The organism is Lysinibacillus sp. RC79, from assembly GCF_041262405.1.
Taxonomy (GTDB): domain Bacteria; phylum Bacillota; class Bacilli; order Bacillales_A; family Planococcaceae; genus Lysinibacillus.
On record NZ_JBGCCD010000005.1, the window covers coordinates 129,695 to 147,484 of the forward strand.

A 17,790-nucleotide genomic window follows, 5' to 3' on the forward strand; every position below is an offset into this window, starting at 1 on the left:
GAAAATTGAAATATTAATACATTGTAAAATTTAGGTTTTTAGTTTAAGAAATAGATTTAAAAGTAACGGTAACTCTGTTAGGATAATATATCGTAGGAGGTGTGATTTTGCCTAAGGAGCTTGTGTTATAACAGAAAAACATAAACTACCTTTTGACAATTATTTTTAATGAAAAAGAGAAAAATTGCTCTCATCATTAGCTTGTTTATTATATTTCTGACAGGCTCACGAATTTTATGGCTGAAGGTATTTAATAATACAGATCAACCACATGCCGTAAAAGGTCAAATGGATTTAAGAAATTGGAATTTTAATGATGGTCATGCTATTACATTAGATGGAGAGTGGGAGTTTTATCCTTATAATTGGTTGATTAGTGAAGAAAAGCATTTAGAATCCACAAAGAATGCTAAATACATACAGGTTCCTAAAGGGTGGAGTTCATCTTTACAAGAGGGAGAGAGTAGCCCTTATGGTTATGGTTCTTATCGCTTAAAATTACTCGTCAATCCTGAAGACAACATAACCTACAGTATTCGAGTTCCGAGTATTCGGAGTTCCTCAGAAATATATGTAAATGGTAGACTTTTGAAAAAATCAGGTGAAATAGGGAAAAGTGCAGAAAGAACAGTCGCCAATAATGTTCCGTATACTGCTTCTTTTGAAGCTAACGGTCACAAAGAAATTGAAATTATTGTTCAGGCTTCTAACTTTAAGGATCCTCGTGACGGTGGAATTGTTCGCTCCATTAAATTAGGGAGAGAAGATATATTAGCTCGGGAAACGCAGTTGTCGATAAATATGCAACAACTAGTAGCAGTGGTTTTTTTAATACATGCTATTTATTCCATCATTTTATTTTTTGTAGGAAACATGGAAGAAAGAAGATTACTCTACTTTTCTCTGTTATCGATTAGCAGCATGGTTTATTTCCTATTAGGAAGCGATGACAAATTATTATCTTATTGGTTTCCGATTAATTACGACTGGGCCTTTACATTAGTTCATCTTTCTATGGTCGGCATAGGCTTTTCACTGCTTCAATGCATAAAACATTGGTTACCTCAACATATGAGAAAATATACATGTTGGTTTAGTATTTTCTGTGGTATAGCAACATTGTTGACAATCGTACTACCTACTCGCTATATAGTGACCAATCAAGGCATTTACATTATGATTTTAGGAATCCCGATTGTTATAACGATTCTAACAGTAATGCGAAAATCTATTAAAGAGATTAAGAGTAATATTTTTTTACTTCTTGCCATTTTAGCATTTGGTAATAATCTTATTTGGGATGGCCTACTTCTCATTTTTGGAATCAAAGTGATCATGTATCCATTTGATCTTATTATAACAGTGGCTAGTTTGGCTATTTTATGGTTTAAAGGATATGCTAAAGTACATTCGGATACGAAAGAACTTGCTATTAAGCTTCAAAAGACAGATAAGTTAAAGGATGAATTTCTTGCCAATACATCTCATGAATTAAGAAATCCACTTCATGGGATCCTTAACATTTCAAAAGTTGTTTTGGAAAGAGAAGAACGTGTACTTAGTGACAAAAGTGTCAAGGATTTAGAAACAGTACTCTCTGTAGGACGTCGTATGTCACTAATGTTAAATGATTTACTGGATGTTATGAGCTTAAAAGACAATAACCCCAAACTGAAGCGTAAAACTTTTTCGATTCACTCAATTGTATCAGGTGTATTAGATATGCTCTATGTTATGAAAGAAGGAAAGCAGATTCAGTTAATTAATCAAATCCCTGAAAATTTTCCAAAAGTAGTTGCTGATGAAAATAGAGTTATTCAAATTGTTTTCAATTTACTTCATAATGCAATGAAATTCACGAATGAAGGTGAAGTGACAATATCAGGTCATGTGAAAAATGGTATGGCGGAAATTGTCATTTCGGATACTGGTATTGGTATTGATGAGGACACCATTCAACGTATATTTGAACCTTATGAGCAGGGTACCCTTAGTAAGGCAATGATTGAAGGTGGATTTGGCCTAGGACTTAGTATTAGTAAACGATTAGTTGAACTACATGGGGGAACATTACAGGCAAATTCAATTGTAGGGAAAGGGTCTGAATTTACTTTTACCTTACCAATATCAAACTTACCTGATGAGGAAAATGCTACAGAAAATGAGGCTCTGCTATCAAGTGCGAAGGAAGAATCAACAGTAGCGACTTTTACAAATCTATTCGATGATCAAGCTGAAAACCATCCAATCATTGAAGCAAATCGACCTAGAGTTTTGGTCGTCGATGATGATCCAGTTAACTTAAGAGTGATCGAAACAATACTTTCAATAGAAAAATACGACTTAGTAATGGTTACAAGTGGAAGTAAAGCGCTCGAAATATTAATGTCTCAAGAGTGGGATTTAGTCATTTCAGACGTGATGATGCCAAATATGTCTGGGTACGAATTAGTACGTACAATTCGTCAGCAATTTTCAATAACAGAACTTCCCGTGTTACTTCTTACGGCAAGAAGTCAGTCTCAAGACATTGAAAATGGATTTTTATCTGGTGCCAATGATTACGTCACAAAGCCTGTTGATGCTCTGGAGTTAAGGTCAAGAGTAAAAGCACTTACCGACGTTAAACAATCTGCACAAGAAAGGCTTCGAATGGAGGCAGCTTGGCTTCAGGCACAAATACAACCGCATTTTCTATTCAATACATTAAATGCCATTATCACGTTAAGTGACATTGATATCGAGCGTACAAGTAAGCTACTTGAAGCACTGAGTGATTTTTTAAGGGAGTCATTTAAGTTCCAAAATATAGATGAGCTTGTTCCAATTGAGGATGAGTTAAAACTTGTTCGATCCTATCTATATATTCATAAGGAACGTTTTGGGGAGCGGATAAACGTAACGTGGGATCTAGAAGTCTCTACTGACGTCATGATACCATCACTGACCATCCAACCATTAATTGAAAATGCTTTGAAACATGGTATTTTGCCCCGTGAAAATGGCGGGAATATTCATATTCGCACTGTAGATTACGACACGTACATTGAGATCACTGTGTCGGATGATGGTATTGGCATGGATGAAGCGACGATGGAACGTTTACTTGTAAGAAAATCGGAGACATCAACTGGAATAGGATTGCTTAATACAGATCTTCGTTTAAAACAACATTACGGTGAGGGACTTCAAATTAAAAGTAAACCAAACCAAGAGACAGCAATATCGTTTGTTGTTCTTAAAAAGAAAGAAAAATTAAAGCAATTTAAGCGTGAATTGATGGTAAAATAAGAACATTTAATATGAGCTGCACCCCATTTATTGGAGGTGCAGCTTTATACATAAGTTTGATCATAACATTGTTGTTTGTTATTGCACTTCCTTTAAAATGCTTTTTGCATTTAGAGGTAATTTTTTTGATAAATGCATATGACTGATCAAAATCCATATGATATGATTGATCGTTTTTGTCAGGTTCTTGAATCATTAGTAAGTCTCCAAAAACGTTTAACTATGACGTATCGTTTATATACGATATTTGGAAAGTACACAATAAAGAACAGATAACCTTAATTAGTTATCTGTTTTCTTCAATCATTTTGTAAACGGATCTTCCGATTCATATAGAAAACTTTTCTCAAGATTTTCTATTGTTTCAGCATTGACGGTTTTTTCTTTTGCTTCTGCTTGTTCACTAGCAGGAGCTTCATCATGAGAAGAACAAGCAGTTAATAGGAATGCTGCCATTGCTCCGATATATAAGAATTTTTTCATTGCTATAGCCTCCGTTATTATTTAGTTACAGTTTAGATTGTGCAATTACACTTAGAATATAACGGTAATTACAATGATAAAATTTGCCATTGAACAAAAAATGATAAATAGTCGTTAAACTATAAAAAGGGGGAACGGTTGTGAAAAGAATTATAGGTTTCGTCACATTTTGTGGATTGGTATTAGTAGGTTGCTCACATATAGAATCCAACGACATAATTCAACAGGATAATAGTTCGAGACTAGTTGGAGAAGTTCTAGCAAAAGAAAATGAGTGGCAAGAAAGCGAGTACTTTACATCTGAAAAATTAAGCATGATTGGTGAACCACAATTATTAGGATTTACGCATAGTAAAGAAGGAAAAATAGTTGCTAGCCAAACAGGAAAATATGGCTGGCATTTTTGGGGAGAGAGCGTTAAATCAGGAGACTTCCTTCGTGTCAAGGGAACTCACCAATTGGCAGGTAAAGAAGTGGGATTGGTTTCAAATGCTAAGTTACTTGGACCGAACAGTGGCGCAGATAATCATGCTCCAACTAATATGACTTTCCCTACAAGCGGCATGTGGAAGCTGGATGCCTTTATTGATGGGAAGTTATTCGGTAGCGTTAATGTAAAAGTTGAAAATTGAAAATCTGCATAGTTACATTAAGCTATTGAAAAATACCAGGCAATCATGGAGAGAGCCTGGTACCCCACTATTTACTAATGACAATAGACAATTTATAGTTTGCATGCTTATTTAAATCGACTAAAAATTGGTCTAATACTTCGTTTGATGGGAATCTGCATTCAAGAAGATAGCAACTATCTCCACTGATTTTAAAATTATTAACAATAAATTGCTGCTGTGTTTTTATAAATGACAGATAAGGTTCATGGTACGGACTTTTTGTATAAATATTTATAAATGCGTGGATATTGCTACCTAAATTAATGTGATTCACATTAATTGTATAGCTCTCAATAACACCATTATCTTCAAGTCTTGCAACTCTTGATGAAGCTGCTTGTCCAGTCAAATGAACCTTCTCACCCAATTCCTTCATCGTAATACGGCTATTTTTAGAAAGCTCATCTATAATACGTAGATCTGTACTATCTAACATGTAATAACTCCTTTCACTATTCAAGTCAAATCACTAAAAGACTTGATTTTATCTATGTAATTACTATTTGGACATAGTATAAACTAAATGTAATTCAAAGAAAAGGAGTTATAAATATGAAAATCCAACAAATTCGCAATGCCACTTTAGTACTCGAATATGCAGGGAAAAGATTTTTGATTGACCCACTTTTAGCAAATAAAGGTACTTACCCTCCTTATCCAAATTCTTTGAGACAGGATCAAAATAACCCATTAGTTCAATTACCGACATCCATTGACAATCTCATTAATGTCGATGCTGTAATCGTTACTCATTTACATTTAGATCATTTTGACGCAGTGGCTAAAGAAGTAATACCGAAAGATCTTAAAATGTTTGTTCAAAATGAAGAGGATGCTAAAGAAGTTAAAAACGCTGGTTTTTTCAATGTGGAAATTTTACAAGAAGATACTGTTTTTGAAGGTATTCAATTAATCAAAACAAAAGGTGAACACGGCAGAGGAGAAATTTTAAAATTGACTGGTCAAGTGTGTGGGGTTGTCTTTATCCATCCAAATGAGAAAAAATTATACATCGCTGGCGATACTGTATGGTATGACGGAGTTCAAGAAGTTCTTGAAAAAAATCAACCAGAAATTATTATCGTTAATGGGGGAGACAATCAATTTTTAGAAGGAGGCTCTCTCATAATGGGGAAAGATGATATTTATGAAGTATACAAAGCTGCTCCAAACGCAAAAATGATCGTGAGTCATATGGAAGCTGTCAATCATTGGACATTATCAAGAAATGATTTAAGAGGCTTTATCAATGAAAGAGGACTTGCTGCTCATGTATTCGTGCCGGAAGATGGTGAAGAGTACACATTTTAAATAAAGCAATGACAATATCATAGTTTAAACAATTAATACAAATATATACACTAGTAATGATGCTAGAAGTCATTTATACAATAGTGATTTTGTAAGGGCGTTTCAATTGACAAAATATTTTATTTATGCTATAATTTACATTTGTTAATTTAAAGTATAAAATAGGATTCTCCTGGCCAGGAGAGTTCTATTTTTTTTGCATCAATTGAGCTACTGAACTAGAGAATCCAAATTATGAAGGAATTTTAACACTTGCTTTTTCTGGGAGATGATTGTTTATGGAAGATTTGCCTTGTAAAGGTTGCAGAGGAATGTGTTGTGGGCCTGTTCCAATTACAGAACAAGAGTTAAAGAAAATAAAAAAGAAAATCACAGCAACGCCTAAAAAAATGCGCCTCGATTTAAAAAATCAACAACGTTTTTATGGAACCTGTATTTTTTATGACGAAATAAATGACCGGTGTGGAATTCATTCGGTACGTCCGTCTATTTGCCGAGCTTTCGGTTATTATAATAATCTTGTGTGTTTCCGTAAATCAAAAGTAGCATTTGGAAAAAACTATATAGCTAGCGAGCTTTCAATAGGTATTTTAAGTATTGGTTTTACGTGGAATGATTTTATTGGAGTTGGGAGGTTGTAAGTTAACATAAACAGGAGAAATGTTAACAGTCGACCTAATATAAAAGAGCCTGCTTTAATTTTAATGCAGGCTCTAATATCGTACTTACTTTTAAAATTCTAAGCGCATAGTACGGCTCGTTTCATTAAATCCATGTTTGTCATACAAGTTGATAGCGCCAATATTTTCAGCTAATACACTTAACTCCAGGTAATCTAATTTACGTTCTTCTGCCCATTTTTTTGCCTCTTGTAACAATGCTGATCCAATTCCTTTATTTTGGTGTTGACCTCCAACAATTACATCCATAATATATGCATAATTATGCTGTACGATACAAGAATATAGAGGAGTAGCTAACTCTTGAATTAGTAAAAAGCCGACGATACTATTATCTATTTCAGCAACAAAAATGTCTGATTTTTCTTCCGAAATTATGTTTTGAAGAAACTCCACATCCTGTTTTGCAGGTGCTATGTATTTAGGTTGTAGCTTTGACATCTCTAAAAAAAGTTCTTCATATAGTATTTCTATTTGCGGGATTTCTTCTAATGTTGCAACTTTAAAATTCATGTTCTACCTCCATTCGAATTTCATACCATTTTATTTTACTATATTCTGCAATTTTTACAAATAATATGTAAATTTAATAAAAAACACATATAGCTAACATAGTATAAACCGCATAGGATTTCCAATACTAAAGCTGTTTTAAAAAATTCAATATGAGAATGGAGGCTTTCATCAGTGAGATTTTTAGCATTGGGGATTATAGGCGGCGCGGCTATTTTTGGTGTACTGAAACGCTTTGGGCTAACAAATAATGCACAACAAATGACACAGTCTGCTCAGCAAGGAACGACACCAGTACAATTAGTAGCAAATAGTAATCCACTAACCGCAAATACACCAAAACAATAAATAAAATAGGCAACATCAAGCTTATAGACTTTTTGGTCTATAAGCATGTACATAAAAATTTTTTGCGATTTTGCAATAAAGTAATTAATTTCTTAAAACTAACAATTGTTAGCTAAATATTTACCTACGAAAATACCACTAGCTGCTGCTTGTGATAATGAATGTGTAACTCCTGAACAATCTCCGATTACATATAATCCTTGAATATTTGTTTGGAAATGTCCGTCAGTTTCTATTGATGGCGAATAAAACTTTCCGTCCATACCATAAAGTAATGTATCGTCATCAATTGCTTCACCAATAAATTTTTCCAAATGATTTAAAAATCCCTGCAAGATTTGAATATATAGTTTAGGAATTTCTTTAGTTAAGTCCCCAAATTCAGCTTCTAACGAAGGCTGAATTCGATTATTGTACATATTTTCTTTTGTTGTAGACTGTCCCTCCCTTAAATCTCCAAAACGTTGTACTACAATACGATCTGTCCCTTTATTTATTTCACCGATAACCTTATGTGCATACGTATTTGCTTCTTTAAGAGTAGAAAAATACGTTGGAGTGAACAAAGTAAAATTCAAATTAGAAGTTCCATTCTTTTGCTCTCGAAAGTTTTGACCATCTGGCATGACTAAACCTTCTTGATATTTACGAATGATTCTTCCTTTAGGATTCATGCAATAAGTACTTGAAATGATATCTTCATGTGCATAAGCAAGTTTTGTTTCAAAGGTATCTTCCAAAATTAAACGTAGCTGTTGCTCTGCCATTTCAACTCTAATACCCAAATCTAAACGAGTTCTGCCTTGCTTAACTCCAAGACTAGAACATTGTTTTTTTAACCAATCTGTTCCAGATCGACCTGTTGCAAACACTACTTTCTGAGATTGGATATTACCTTTATTTGTAATTAAAGTAAAAGAATTATTATCTTTTATTATATCTTGCACATCCACCTCAAATTGAATAGCTATCTTGCTTGATAAAACTTTATAAATTTTTTGGAAAATTTCCGTTGAAAGTGACGTACCTAGGTGCCTCACCTCAGTAGTTAACATCTGTAAGTTACATAATTGGGCTCTTTTTGAGAGTTCTGTATTAGCTGTGGAATATTTTATAACCGAGTCTCCACCGAAACGGCATAAAATTTCGTCAACTTCATCCATTAATTGTAGAAGATTCTCTCTACCTACTTTTTGCGCTAATTCGCCGCCAAAATCACTTGTATAATTAAACTTTCCTTCTGATTTACCCAAACCAGCAAAACCAAAATATTTCTCGCAAATATTACAATTGCATGTTTCGCCTCGATCTATAGGACAATTATTTCTCTCCTCTAGAGATTTTCCTTTTTCAAGAATTAATATCTTTTTATTACTTTGAGATAAGGTATATGCTAAAAAAACACTACTTACACCTGAACCGATAACTGTAATATCATACATCCATTTACACCTTCTTTAATTAATAAGTAATAAGAGTATTTTATAATACGTGGATTGTCTACACAAAACTAAATAGCTTTTTTAAGGTGTACAAGTTTATACTGAATAGAACTCATGTATTCAAGTGTTACAAGAATCCGAATGTGGTTGTGAATATAATCAGCTAATTCAAGTTGTAAATCTTCTAATTTGTTTACAGTTATATCCATGTGCAATAAGATTAACTAAAGAACCATTTTAAAGAAAGGGTGATTAAAGTTGTTGCAAATAAAAAGGGTATATAAAGAACACTTTCCTAACGGTAAAAAAATTATCTATCAATACAGCTCCGACAACTATTATGATGTTTCCTATAAAAAACGAGAAGATGGCTGGGCAATTGATTTTACGTTAAAATATCTCGACACCCCGTTTCACAAATATTTAGAAGTAGAAATTTTCGAAGATCATATTGAGGATATTGAATGTTATATTGCAGAGTTAAATGGAGAAGAAGCAGGAATTGTTAGCTTTAGCCATGAGAAGTGGCATAATGTTTTAAGAATTAATGATATTCATATTGATCAATCTCATCAACATAAAGGAATTGGGAGTAAATTCATGGCTTTGGTCAAAAAGCGAGCAGCAGAAATAGGAGTCAGGGCGATCGTTTTAGAAACACAAACTTCTAATTATCCTGCTATACAATTTTATAGAAATCATGGATTTCACCTTATTGGCTGTGACCTATTAAGTTACTCAAATAAAGATATTGAAAAAAGGGAAGTAAGAGTTGAAATGGGACTTGTTCTTGAAATATAAATTGAAAAAAAGGAGAGCACGATTTTATCGTGTTCTCCCTAGAAACTATTATCTACTTTGAGTTTGAAGTGCTAATTTAACGCCTAGCCCTATATAAACGAAACCGACAGCCTTTTCAAGCCAACGTGAACCATTGCCTGATGTTTTCGTAAAGATTTTTTCACCAATAAAGCTTGTAATAATAGCTAACAAAATAGTATACAAAGCGCTCATCACAACAAAAGTAATTCCTAAAATCAATAATTGTACAGTGATAGATTGGCCATTATGTTGAACAAACTGTGGTAAAAACGCTAAGAAAAATAATGCTGTTTTTGGATTTAAAATTTCTGCTAAAAAACCTTGTCGGAACGAGGTACTTGCCGGACTTTGTTCTACATTTGGTTTTTCTATTTTTTGCGGTTTTGTTAGTAGCATTTGAATACCTAAATAAACAAGATATGCAACACCAATATATTTCACTACTTCAAACGCAGTGGCAGATTTCATTAAAATTGCTGATAAACCTAATACAGCTGCTGACGTATGAACTAAGTCGCCAAGGCCAATGCCTAATGCAGTGAAAATACCGTTTTTTTTACCACCTTTCAGCGTTTGCGTAATGGTAATGATAACAGCAGGACCCGGAATTAAAAATAAAAGAAGAACTATTACAATAAAAGATAACATGTTTACCCATCCTATTCTAATAAACTAAACATTCAGTAATGAGAATAATAAAATTGACTTAATGAATGCAAGAAATATTATATTCTATCTTCTATATGCCTGTCGATAATGAAATGCTGAAAGGGATTATTTATAAAAATCAGAAAACAATTTGATGATATTTGTATAATGTTGTTATTATTGAATTATAGTGAAAGGATTTTGTGTTGCTATTTCGTTATCTAGTGCCAAAAAACGAAATTCACTGTTTATTTTAAGGCTAAATTTATAACCGGTATTCTTCTTCGTATACAATCTAATACCGATGCTGAACAACACCAACCTTAGTAAAGTATGGGAATGAATCTATTATATATACCCGTATATTCATACATACATAGTTAATAACATAAAGTATATTGACAGACATTAATAATTGATTTAAATTTAGAGAAACGTTTTTTTGTACTTTATGATTCAAATTAGCTCGAAAAATGGTTTTTATTAAAATTTAATTATTGCGGTTATATTGAAGTGATAAGGTATCCCCTAATCATGGTCTCAATAAAATCAAGCAAAGTTAAAAAAAGTAATGTCTAAATTACTTTTTTCTCTTCTGCTTGATTTTTTTTCTTTAAAATTATTACAATATTCAGAAAAAAAGGATGGTGTGAGATATGGTAAAAATAAATGATTTTGTTTTCCATCGAGATTTTAATACAAATTACCCCATAATTACACATGGTGAGGGTTCTCATTTATTTACCGAAGATGGTGAGTCCTACATTGATGGAAGCTCAGGTGCAGTAGCTGCTAATTTGGGGCACAGCAACGAAAATATTGCCAAAGCTATGTATGAACAAGCTATGAAAATTGGTTTTGTACATTCAATGAGGTTTGAGACAAACCTTCTCCACTTAACTTCACAAAAAATTATAGAATTAGCTCCAAACAAAATGGAATCAGTATTTTTCTGTTCAGGTGGGTCTGAGGCAAATGAATCTGCCATAAAACTTTGTAGACAAATTAATCGAGATAGAGGTAAAGCGACAAAATTTATTAGTATTGGTAGATGGCAATCCTATCATGGTAATACTATAGGATCACTCTCTGTTGGTGGAGATGTTCAACGACGTTACCCATATACGCCTCTCCTTAATAAGACCGAACATATCGATGCTCCATATTATCCACCTCACTTTTCTGAAGGAGATAAGATAAAAGAAGATGAAAGATGCTTAAATCAGTTACGACGAGTTGTAAACGAGGTAGGAGCAGAAAGTATATCAGCAATTATTGTAGAACCAATTGTAGGAAGTCAACAAGGTGCTATGGTACCTACAAGTATCTATTTAAAAGGAATACGTAATATTTGTAGTGAATTTGATATTTATATGATTGTAGATGAAGTGATGACTGGCTTTTACCGTACTGGTGAGAGTTTTGCCATTCTGCATGAAAAAGATGTAGTACCAGATATTATTACGTTCGGTAAAGGAGTTACAGCGGGTTATGCGCCATTAGCTGGAATGATTGTTCATGAAAATTTAATAAAACAATTAAAAAAATATAGCGACGGTAAGTTTTTGCATGGCTTTACATACAGTGGTCATCCTGTTTGCTTAGCTGCTGGATATAGTGCTATTACAGAGTATGAAAATCAAAACATTAAAGAGAATGTAAAGAATCAAAGTTCGCTTATTTATAAGAGATTAAATGACATCAAAAAAAATAGTAAAACAATCGGAAGTATAAGAGGGAAAGGCTTATTAATAGGTGTTGAATTTTTAGAAAATACAGATGAGATAAAATATTTTGAAAAAGAAGTGTCGTTTTCAGCAAAATTCAACTCACTTGCTATGAAGAAAGGTGTTGTATTTTATCCAGGTAGTGGTGGAGTAGATGGTACTAAAGGAGAGCATATATTAATTGCGCCTCCACTAAATATTACAACAGCTGATGTCGAGCAGCTTATGATTATATTTGAAGAAACATTATATGAAATGGAAAAAAATATATAAATTGAGGGGAGGCTTTATTTTGAAAAAATATTTATGTATTTTTATTTTAATTATTGTTGCTGTTTTATCAGCATGTGGCTCAAGTGATAATTCTAATGTAAAAGACGCTTTAGAAAAGATTAAAAAAGACGGTGTAATAAAAGTTGGTATTGAAGGAGCATATCCACCATTCAACTTCTATAATTCAAAAAATGAATTAGAAGGATTTGATGTAGACATTACAAATGAAATTGGCAAGCGTATGGGGTTAAATGTCGAATTCGTTGCTACACCATGGGATTCAATTATTGGAGGACTACTTTCTAAAAAATATGAAATTATCATTTCAAGTATGGCGATTACAGAGGATCGAAAAAAGAAAGTCGATTTCACTGAACCATATTATTATACAGGAGCACAACTTTTCACGAAGTCAAATTCAAATATTAAAAATGTAGAAACTGATGTAAAAGGGAAAAAAATTGGTGTTACTACAGGAACTACTTTTACAGATGAAGTAATTAGACTTGGTGGAGAACCCGTATTGTACAAGTCTGATTTACTCTCTTTCCAAGATATGATGAATGGTCGTATTGATGGAACAATTACTGATAAAGCAGTAGGTGGCAATATCATTCTTGAAAACGGTTACGATGCTATTCCAGTAGGGAACGTACTATACGATGAAACAGCAGGCATTACAGTTAACAAAAACCAAGAGGGCTTAGTCAATGAAATTAATAAACATATTAAAGACATGGTGAAAGACGGTACCTATGATGAAATTAGTAAAAAATGGTTTGGTAGAAGTGTTTATAAATAGAGGGGGAGGTACTATATGTTGGATTTCAGCTTAGTAACAGATTATTTACCCTTCATGGTGAAAGCCTCGTGGATAACGTTAGAGTTAACACTTTATTCTACAATTTTCGGATTAATTTTAGGGCTCTTCGTTGCTTTAATGAAAATTTCAAAAGTAAAGATTATTAGTTTAATCGCTGACTTTTATTTATGGATTATTAGAGGTACCCCCATGCTCGTACAACTATTTCTTATTTATTATGGTTTACCTCAAGTTGGTATTGAGCTATCACCTATGGTTGCAGCTGTAATGGCGCTGGGTATTAATTCTGCTGCATATATTGCCGAAATTTACCGCGGTGGCATTATGTCAATATCTAAAGGTCAAATTGAAGCGGCTGAATCATTAGGTATGAGTTATTTTTTACAAATGAGAAAAGTTATTTTGCCTCAAGCGTTACGCATTTCTTTACCATCATTGGGAAATCAAGCCATTATGATGCTTAAAGACTCTTCCTTAGCCTCTCTAGTGACTGTTTCTGAGTTATTAATGGTATCGCAACGCTACGCAGCTTCTAATTATGCATTTATTGAATTTTATCTAGTTGCAGCGGGATTCTATCTAATTATGACAACATTCTTTACATTTATTTTAAATCGAGTGGAAAGAAGAATGTCTATAAGTGAACTGTAGAGGAGGATACCTAATGAAAAATATAGATAATCATTTGAATACAGAATTACAAGAGGTCATGATTCAGATGGTGGACGTGCATAAATATTTTGGAGATTTAGAAGTATTAAAAGGGATTGATTTAACCATTAAAAAAGGTGAAGTTGTTTCTCTAATTGGCTCAAGTGGTTCAGGGAAAAGTACACTTCTAAGATGTATTAATCATTTAGAAAAAATTACGAGCGGCAATATAACCGTAGATAACATTCATCTAAATGAAGTCAAAACGAATATTGCACATATTAAACGGGAAGTAGGAATGGTCTTTCAACAATTCAATTTATTCCCTCATATGACTGTTTTGGAGAATATCAGGGTAGCTCCTTTACATGTTTTAAAGAGAAACAAACATGAAGTTGAAAAAGAGGCAATAGAGCTACTAGGAAAAGTCGGCCTTTTGGATAAGAAAGATTATTATCCTAAAAAACTGTCTGGGGGTCAACAGCAACGTGTAGCTATTGCACGGGCATTAGCGATGAAACCAAAGCTCATGCTATTCGATGAACCAACATCTGCTCTTGATCCTGAATTAGTCGGAGAAGTATTAAACGTGATGAAACAAGTTGCCAGCGAAGGTATGACAATGGTTGTGGTCACACATGAAATGAACTTTGCGCGTGACGTGGCAGATAGAGTTGTATTTATGGTTAATGGAAAAATTGAGGAACAAGGTTGTCCTAAACAAGTTCTAACTAATCCAGAAAGTTCAAAACTAGCATCCTTTTTAGGTATTAAAAATAATTTAGAAGAGGTTGTGAATTGACAATGCAAACTATGAAAAATGAACAATCTGCAACTATCTTAATTAATGGTGAGTGGCACAAAACTGATAATGTAACTCCTTCTTTCAATCCAGCGACGAAAGAAGAAATTATTGGATACTTTTCTGAAGGAACAATTAATCATACAGAAGCTGCAATTAATAGTGCTAATCAAGCTTATTTACAATGGAGTAAATTTACCGCTGTACAACGGGCTCAAGTATTAAAAAATATTGCAACTATGTTATCAGAACGTAAAAATTCGTTAGCCGAATTAATAACTAAAGAAATGGGCAAACCTTTACAAGAAGCATTAGGTGAAGTAGAAGTAGCCATTCAAACCGCAATATACTTCAGCGGAGAAGGTAAAAAAGCGATGGGAGAAGTCATACCATCGATGGTCCAAGGCCGTCATATCCATACTGTACGTACATCTATAGGAGTTATTGGCTGTATCACACCATGGAATTATCCAATTTCACTTGCTGCATATAAGATATTCTCAGCATTTATTGCAGGGAACACTGTAGTATGGAAACCTTCCCCAGAAGTAAACTGTACAGCGACACAATTTACTTCTTATATGGTTGAAAGTGGTTTACCGCCAGGTATATTAAACTTGGTAACATCAAGTTCGCCAGAGGTTGGAGAGTATATTGTTAGTCATAAAGATGTACCCTTACTGACTTTCACAGGTTCTACGAATGTAGGGATTAAAATTGCACAAGAAGCTGCAAAACAATTAAAGCGTGTCACACTTGAATTAGGTGGTCTTAATGCTGCCATTGTAATGAAAGATGCTGATATAGATTTAGCAGTTTCACAGATTGTAGCCTCAGGTTATGGTACAAGCGGTCAACGCTGTACAGCGACAAGAAGAGTTTTTATATATGAAAGTATTAAAGATCTTTTTCTAGAAAAATTAATCCAAGCGACTAGCAAATTGATTATCGGAAATGGATTAAAAGATAGTACACAGGTCGGTCCGATTATTAATGAAACAAGTTTAAGACAAATCGATGGCGCTGTACAAAAAGCCATTGAAGAGGGAGCGAAACTAGTAATTGGGGGACACACTCTTATGGAAGATGAAGGATATTACTACGCCCCAACAATCTTAGACGACATTGAGACTACTTTTGAAATCGCACAAGAGGAAGTCTTTGGTCCAGTACTTTCAATTATCACCTTTGATCATTATGAGCAAGTTATCACTTGGAACAATGATACGAAATATGGACTTTCAACAGCTGTCTTTACTAATGATTTATCAATAGCTATGCAAGCACAAAACGATATATCTACCGGACTAGTGTATATCAATGCTGGCACAGCAAATGCAGAGCTAGGTGTCCCATTCGGTGGATTAAAAATGTCTGGAAATGGGCAACGTGAAGTTTCACATCACACGTTAGATTTCATGACAGAATGGAAATCAGTCTATATTAGCTATGGAGGATAATGCTATGTCCGAAAATTTATTAACGATGTTAGCTCTCGACATTGAAAAAGAAACGATCGAAGATGTTCATCGAGCAAAGCTAGAAATAAATGCATTAGAACAATACTTAAATGAAGAGCGTTCATTATCTGAGAAAAAAAGTGTTCTTATTATTGGTGGTGGAATAATCGGCCTGTTAACAGGTTACTTTTTACAAGAAATTGGTTTTGAAGTAAGTATAGTCGAAGCAAAATCATTTGCTGCTGCTGCCTCCGGTAGAAATGGCGGAGCAATTATGACATTAGGACGAGAGTTATCAGAAATTCCATATTCTTTAAATGCATTGAAAATATGGAGTGAGTTAAGTGAAAAAGGTATTGAAACTCACTTCAAAAAAAATGGACATTTGATGGTGGCTCGAAATGAGATCGAAGCAAATCTATTAAGAAAATCTTATGAGCTATATGTCCAAGCGGGAATACATGTGGAAATGTTAGACAATAGATCAATGAAAAAGTATGTTCCATTTTTAAGTGATGATATTTCATTAGGTATCTTTAGCCATGACGATGGGTCAGCTTATCCATTCACAACTTCTCAAAGTTTAATAAAATCTTTAAAGCAAGGTGGAGCTAAACTTTATAATCATTGTCATGTTGAAAAAATCATTACAGAAAAAAATAGAATCGTAACGGTACAAACTCCAAAAGGCAGCTTAACGGCAGATTATTTCATCATCTCAACTGGTCCTTGGACTCAAAAAATCTGTAAAGAACTGAGTGAGCATATTCCAATCAGGCCTCGACGCTCCCAATTGTTTGCAACAGAAATTGTTCGTCAAAATATTATTAAACCTTTCTTTACAGGGAACGGAATCTACTTAAGACAAACACATGCTGGGAATATACTCTTTGGGGGAGGTGGCCCTTGGGAAATAGACGGGTATGAATTAAACAATACAATGGAAGCCATCCAACTACAATCAGGACGTTTTTTAGAGTTATTTCCAAAATTAAAAAATAAAAAACTACTACGCACATTTGCCGGAACAGTAGAGTTAACGCCAGATTTCACACCTATAATGGGTAAATTAAAGACACTTGAAAATGGTTTTGTATCAGCTGGTTATAATGGCCATGGTTTTGGTATATCGACAGTAATGGGCAAGCTAATGAGCTCGTATTTATATGACCATATACATCATATCGAGCTGAACGATGTGATAAAAGAAATGCTAAAAAAATTAAGTGTAGCTCGTTTTGAAAAAGTAAAAGAAACAGGTGATTAAATATGAAAGACGTTATTATTTGTCGCTGTGAGGAAGTTAGTTTAGAAGATATTGAAGTAGCGAAAGCAAACGGCTTAATAACATCTCAAGAAATAAAAATGGCGACACGTCTAGGTATGGGAATGTGCCAAGGAAGAATTTGTCGCACATTAATCGATGATTATATGTCTGATCAAATTCCAAAAGGTATGTTACAGCCTTCTAGCTTAACAGTACATGTCCCTGTGCGCCCTGTTTCACTATGTCAACTTGCAGTGAGGGAGGACAATGAATAATGCGAATTCAACATCATCCTATTGTAACTATTTCACATAAAAAACAGATAACTTTTTATTTTAACGAACACAAATACACTGGTCTTGATGGCGATTCAATAGCAACTGCACTATGGGCGAATAATGTAACAACCTTGAGACATACGGAGAAAAATAATATGGGACGCAGTTTATTTTGCGGTATTGGGAACTGTTTTGACTGTCGCGTATATATTAAAAACCAAGGAATGGTTCGAGCATGTAACGTACCTATAGTTGAAGGGTTAGAAGTATTCTCGACTGATAGGGGGATTGAATAGT

Annotated in this window: 20 protein-coding genes; 14 read left to right on the forward strand and 6 right to left on the reverse strand. The window is 33.8% G+C overall.

What is annotated here, in order from left to right; translation table 11 throughout:
- Positions 1-168: 168 nt before the first annotated feature.
- Complete coding sequence (locus ABH968_RS06950; RefSeq protein WP_370043283.1) at positions 169-3,291, forward strand: hybrid sensor histidine kinase/response regulator; 3,123 nt, start codon at positions 169-171, stop codon at positions 3,289-3,291.
- Here ABH968_RS06950 and ABH968_RS06955 read toward each other — a convergent pair.
- The gene (locus ABH968_RS06955) at positions 3,266-3,487 is read right to left on the reverse strand and encodes a hypothetical protein (protein WP_370043284.1); all 222 of its coding nucleotides are present in this window, start codon (positions 3,485-3,487) and stop codon (positions 3,266-3,268) included. The two genes, ABH968_RS06950 and ABH968_RS06955, sit on opposite strands and share 26 nt — an antisense overlap.
- A gap of 107 nt (positions 3,488-3,594) precedes the next feature.
- On the reverse strand, positions 3,595-3,774 hold the full coding sequence (locus ABH968_RS06960; protein ID WP_370043285.1) for a hypothetical protein: 180 nt from the start codon (positions 3,772-3,774) through the stop codon (positions 3,595-3,597).
- A gap of 140 nt (positions 3,775-3,914) precedes the next feature.
- On the opposite strand from ABH968_RS06960, the gene ABH968_RS06965 reads away from it, so the two are divergent.
- A complete protein-coding gene (locus tag ABH968_RS06965; RefSeq protein ID WP_370043286.1) occupies positions 3,915-4,406 on the forward strand; it encodes a hypothetical protein in 492 nt (163 codons plus the stop codon).
- 67 nt (positions 4,407-4,473) lie between these two features.
- On the opposite strand, the gene ABH968_RS06970 is transcribed toward ABH968_RS06965, so the two are convergent.
- The gene (locus ABH968_RS06970; protein WP_370043287.1) at positions 4,474-4,884 is read right to left on the reverse strand and encodes an Lrp/AsnC family transcriptional regulator; all 411 of its coding nucleotides are present in this window, start codon (positions 4,882-4,884) and stop codon (positions 4,474-4,476) included.
- Between the two features lie 116 nt (positions 4,885-5,000).
- On the opposite strand from ABH968_RS06970, the gene ABH968_RS06975 reads away from it, so the two are divergent.
- Both ABH968_RS06975 and ABH968_RS06980 read left to right on the forward strand, forming a co-directional pair.
- Positions 5,001-5,759 (forward strand): MBL fold metallo-hydrolase, encoded by a 759-nt coding sequence (locus tag ABH968_RS06975; protein WP_370043288.1) that lies wholly within the window; start codon positions 5,001-5,003, stop codon positions 5,757-5,759.
- Positions 5,760-6,037: 278 nt separating this feature from the next.
- The gene (locus ABH968_RS06980; protein WP_370043289.1) at positions 6,038-6,400 is read left to right on the forward strand and encodes a YkgJ family cysteine cluster protein; all 363 of its coding nucleotides are present in this window, start codon (positions 6,038-6,040) and stop codon (positions 6,398-6,400) included.
- 90 nt (positions 6,401-6,490) lie between these two features.
- On the opposite strand, the gene ABH968_RS06985 is transcribed toward ABH968_RS06980, so the two are convergent.
- Positions 6,491-6,952 (reverse strand): GNAT family N-acetyltransferase, encoded by a 462-nt coding sequence (locus ABH968_RS06985; RefSeq protein WP_370043290.1) that lies wholly within the window; start codon positions 6,950-6,952, stop codon positions 6,491-6,493.
- Between the two features lie 174 nt (positions 6,953-7,126).
- On the opposite strand from ABH968_RS06985, the gene ABH968_RS06990 reads away from it, so the two are divergent.
- Entirely contained in the window at positions 7,127-7,300 is a 174-nt protein-coding gene (locus tag ABH968_RS06990) for a hypothetical protein (RefSeq protein WP_370043291.1), read from the forward strand.
- Between the two features lie 98 nt (positions 7,301-7,398).
- On the opposite strand, the gene ABH968_RS06995 is transcribed toward ABH968_RS06990, so the two are convergent.
- Entirely contained in the window at positions 7,399-8,742 is a 1,344-nt protein-coding gene (locus ABH968_RS06995; protein WP_370043292.1) for an NAD(P)/FAD-dependent oxidoreductase, read from the reverse strand.
- 258 nt (positions 8,743-9,000) lie between these two features.
- Here ABH968_RS06995 and ABH968_RS07005 point away from each other — a divergent pair, with 258 nt between their 5' ends.
- Positions 9,001-9,543, forward strand: coding sequence for a GNAT family N-acetyltransferase (locus tag ABH968_RS07005; RefSeq protein WP_370043293.1), 543 nt, complete (start codon positions 9,001-9,003; stop codon positions 9,541-9,543).
- Positions 9,544-9,591: 48 nt separating this feature from the next.
- On the opposite strand, the gene ABH968_RS07010 is transcribed toward ABH968_RS07005, so the two are convergent.
- Entirely contained in the window at positions 9,592-10,212 is a 621-nt protein-coding gene (locus ABH968_RS07010; RefSeq protein WP_370043294.1) for a LysE family translocator, read from the reverse strand.
- A gap of 656 nt (positions 10,213-10,868) precedes the next feature.
- Here ABH968_RS07010 and ABH968_RS07015 point away from each other — a divergent pair.
- From ABH968_RS07015 to ABH968_RS07050, 8 genes are read left to right on the forward strand one after another with little or no spacing between them, the layout of a single operon-like run.
- Positions 10,869-12,212 (forward strand): aminotransferase family protein, encoded by a 1,344-nt coding sequence (locus ABH968_RS07015; RefSeq protein ID WP_370043295.1) that lies wholly within the window; start codon positions 10,869-10,871, stop codon positions 12,210-12,212.
- A 19-nt stretch (positions 12,213-12,231) separates the two neighbouring features.
- Complete coding sequence (locus ABH968_RS07020; RefSeq protein WP_370043296.1) at positions 12,232-13,014, forward strand: transporter substrate-binding domain-containing protein; 783 nt, start codon at positions 12,232-12,234, stop codon at positions 13,012-13,014.
- Between the two features lie 15 nt (positions 13,015-13,029).
- Complete coding sequence (locus tag ABH968_RS07025; protein WP_370043297.1) at positions 13,030-13,686, forward strand: amino acid ABC transporter permease; 657 nt, start codon at positions 13,030-13,032, stop codon at positions 13,684-13,686.
- A gap of 58 nt (positions 13,687-13,744) precedes the next feature.
- A complete protein-coding gene (locus ABH968_RS07030) occupies positions 13,745-14,488 on the forward strand; it encodes an amino acid ABC transporter ATP-binding protein (protein WP_370043424.1) in 744 nt (247 codons plus the stop codon).
- Between the two features lie 2 nt (positions 14,489-14,490).
- The gene (locus ABH968_RS07035) at positions 14,491-15,948 is read left to right on the forward strand and encodes an aldehyde dehydrogenase family protein (RefSeq protein ID WP_370043425.1); all 1,458 of its coding nucleotides are present in this window, start codon (positions 14,491-14,493) and stop codon (positions 15,946-15,948) included.
- Between the two features lie 4 nt (positions 15,949-15,952).
- Positions 15,953-17,215 (forward strand): NAD(P)/FAD-dependent oxidoreductase, encoded by a 1,263-nt coding sequence (locus ABH968_RS07040; protein ID WP_370043298.1) that lies wholly within the window; start codon positions 15,953-15,955, stop codon positions 17,213-17,215.
- Positions 17,216-17,217: 2 nt separating this feature from the next.
- The gene (locus ABH968_RS07045; protein WP_370043299.1) at positions 17,218-17,490 is read left to right on the forward strand and encodes a (2Fe-2S)-binding protein; all 273 of its coding nucleotides are present in this window, start codon (positions 17,218-17,220) and stop codon (positions 17,488-17,490) included.
- Complete coding sequence (locus ABH968_RS07050) at positions 17,490-17,789, forward strand: (2Fe-2S)-binding protein (protein WP_370043300.1); 300 nt, start codon at positions 17,490-17,492, stop codon at positions 17,787-17,789. Before ABH968_RS07045 ends, ABH968_RS07050 begins: the two co-directional genes overlap by 1 nt.
- Position 17,790: the final 1 nt, after the last annotated feature.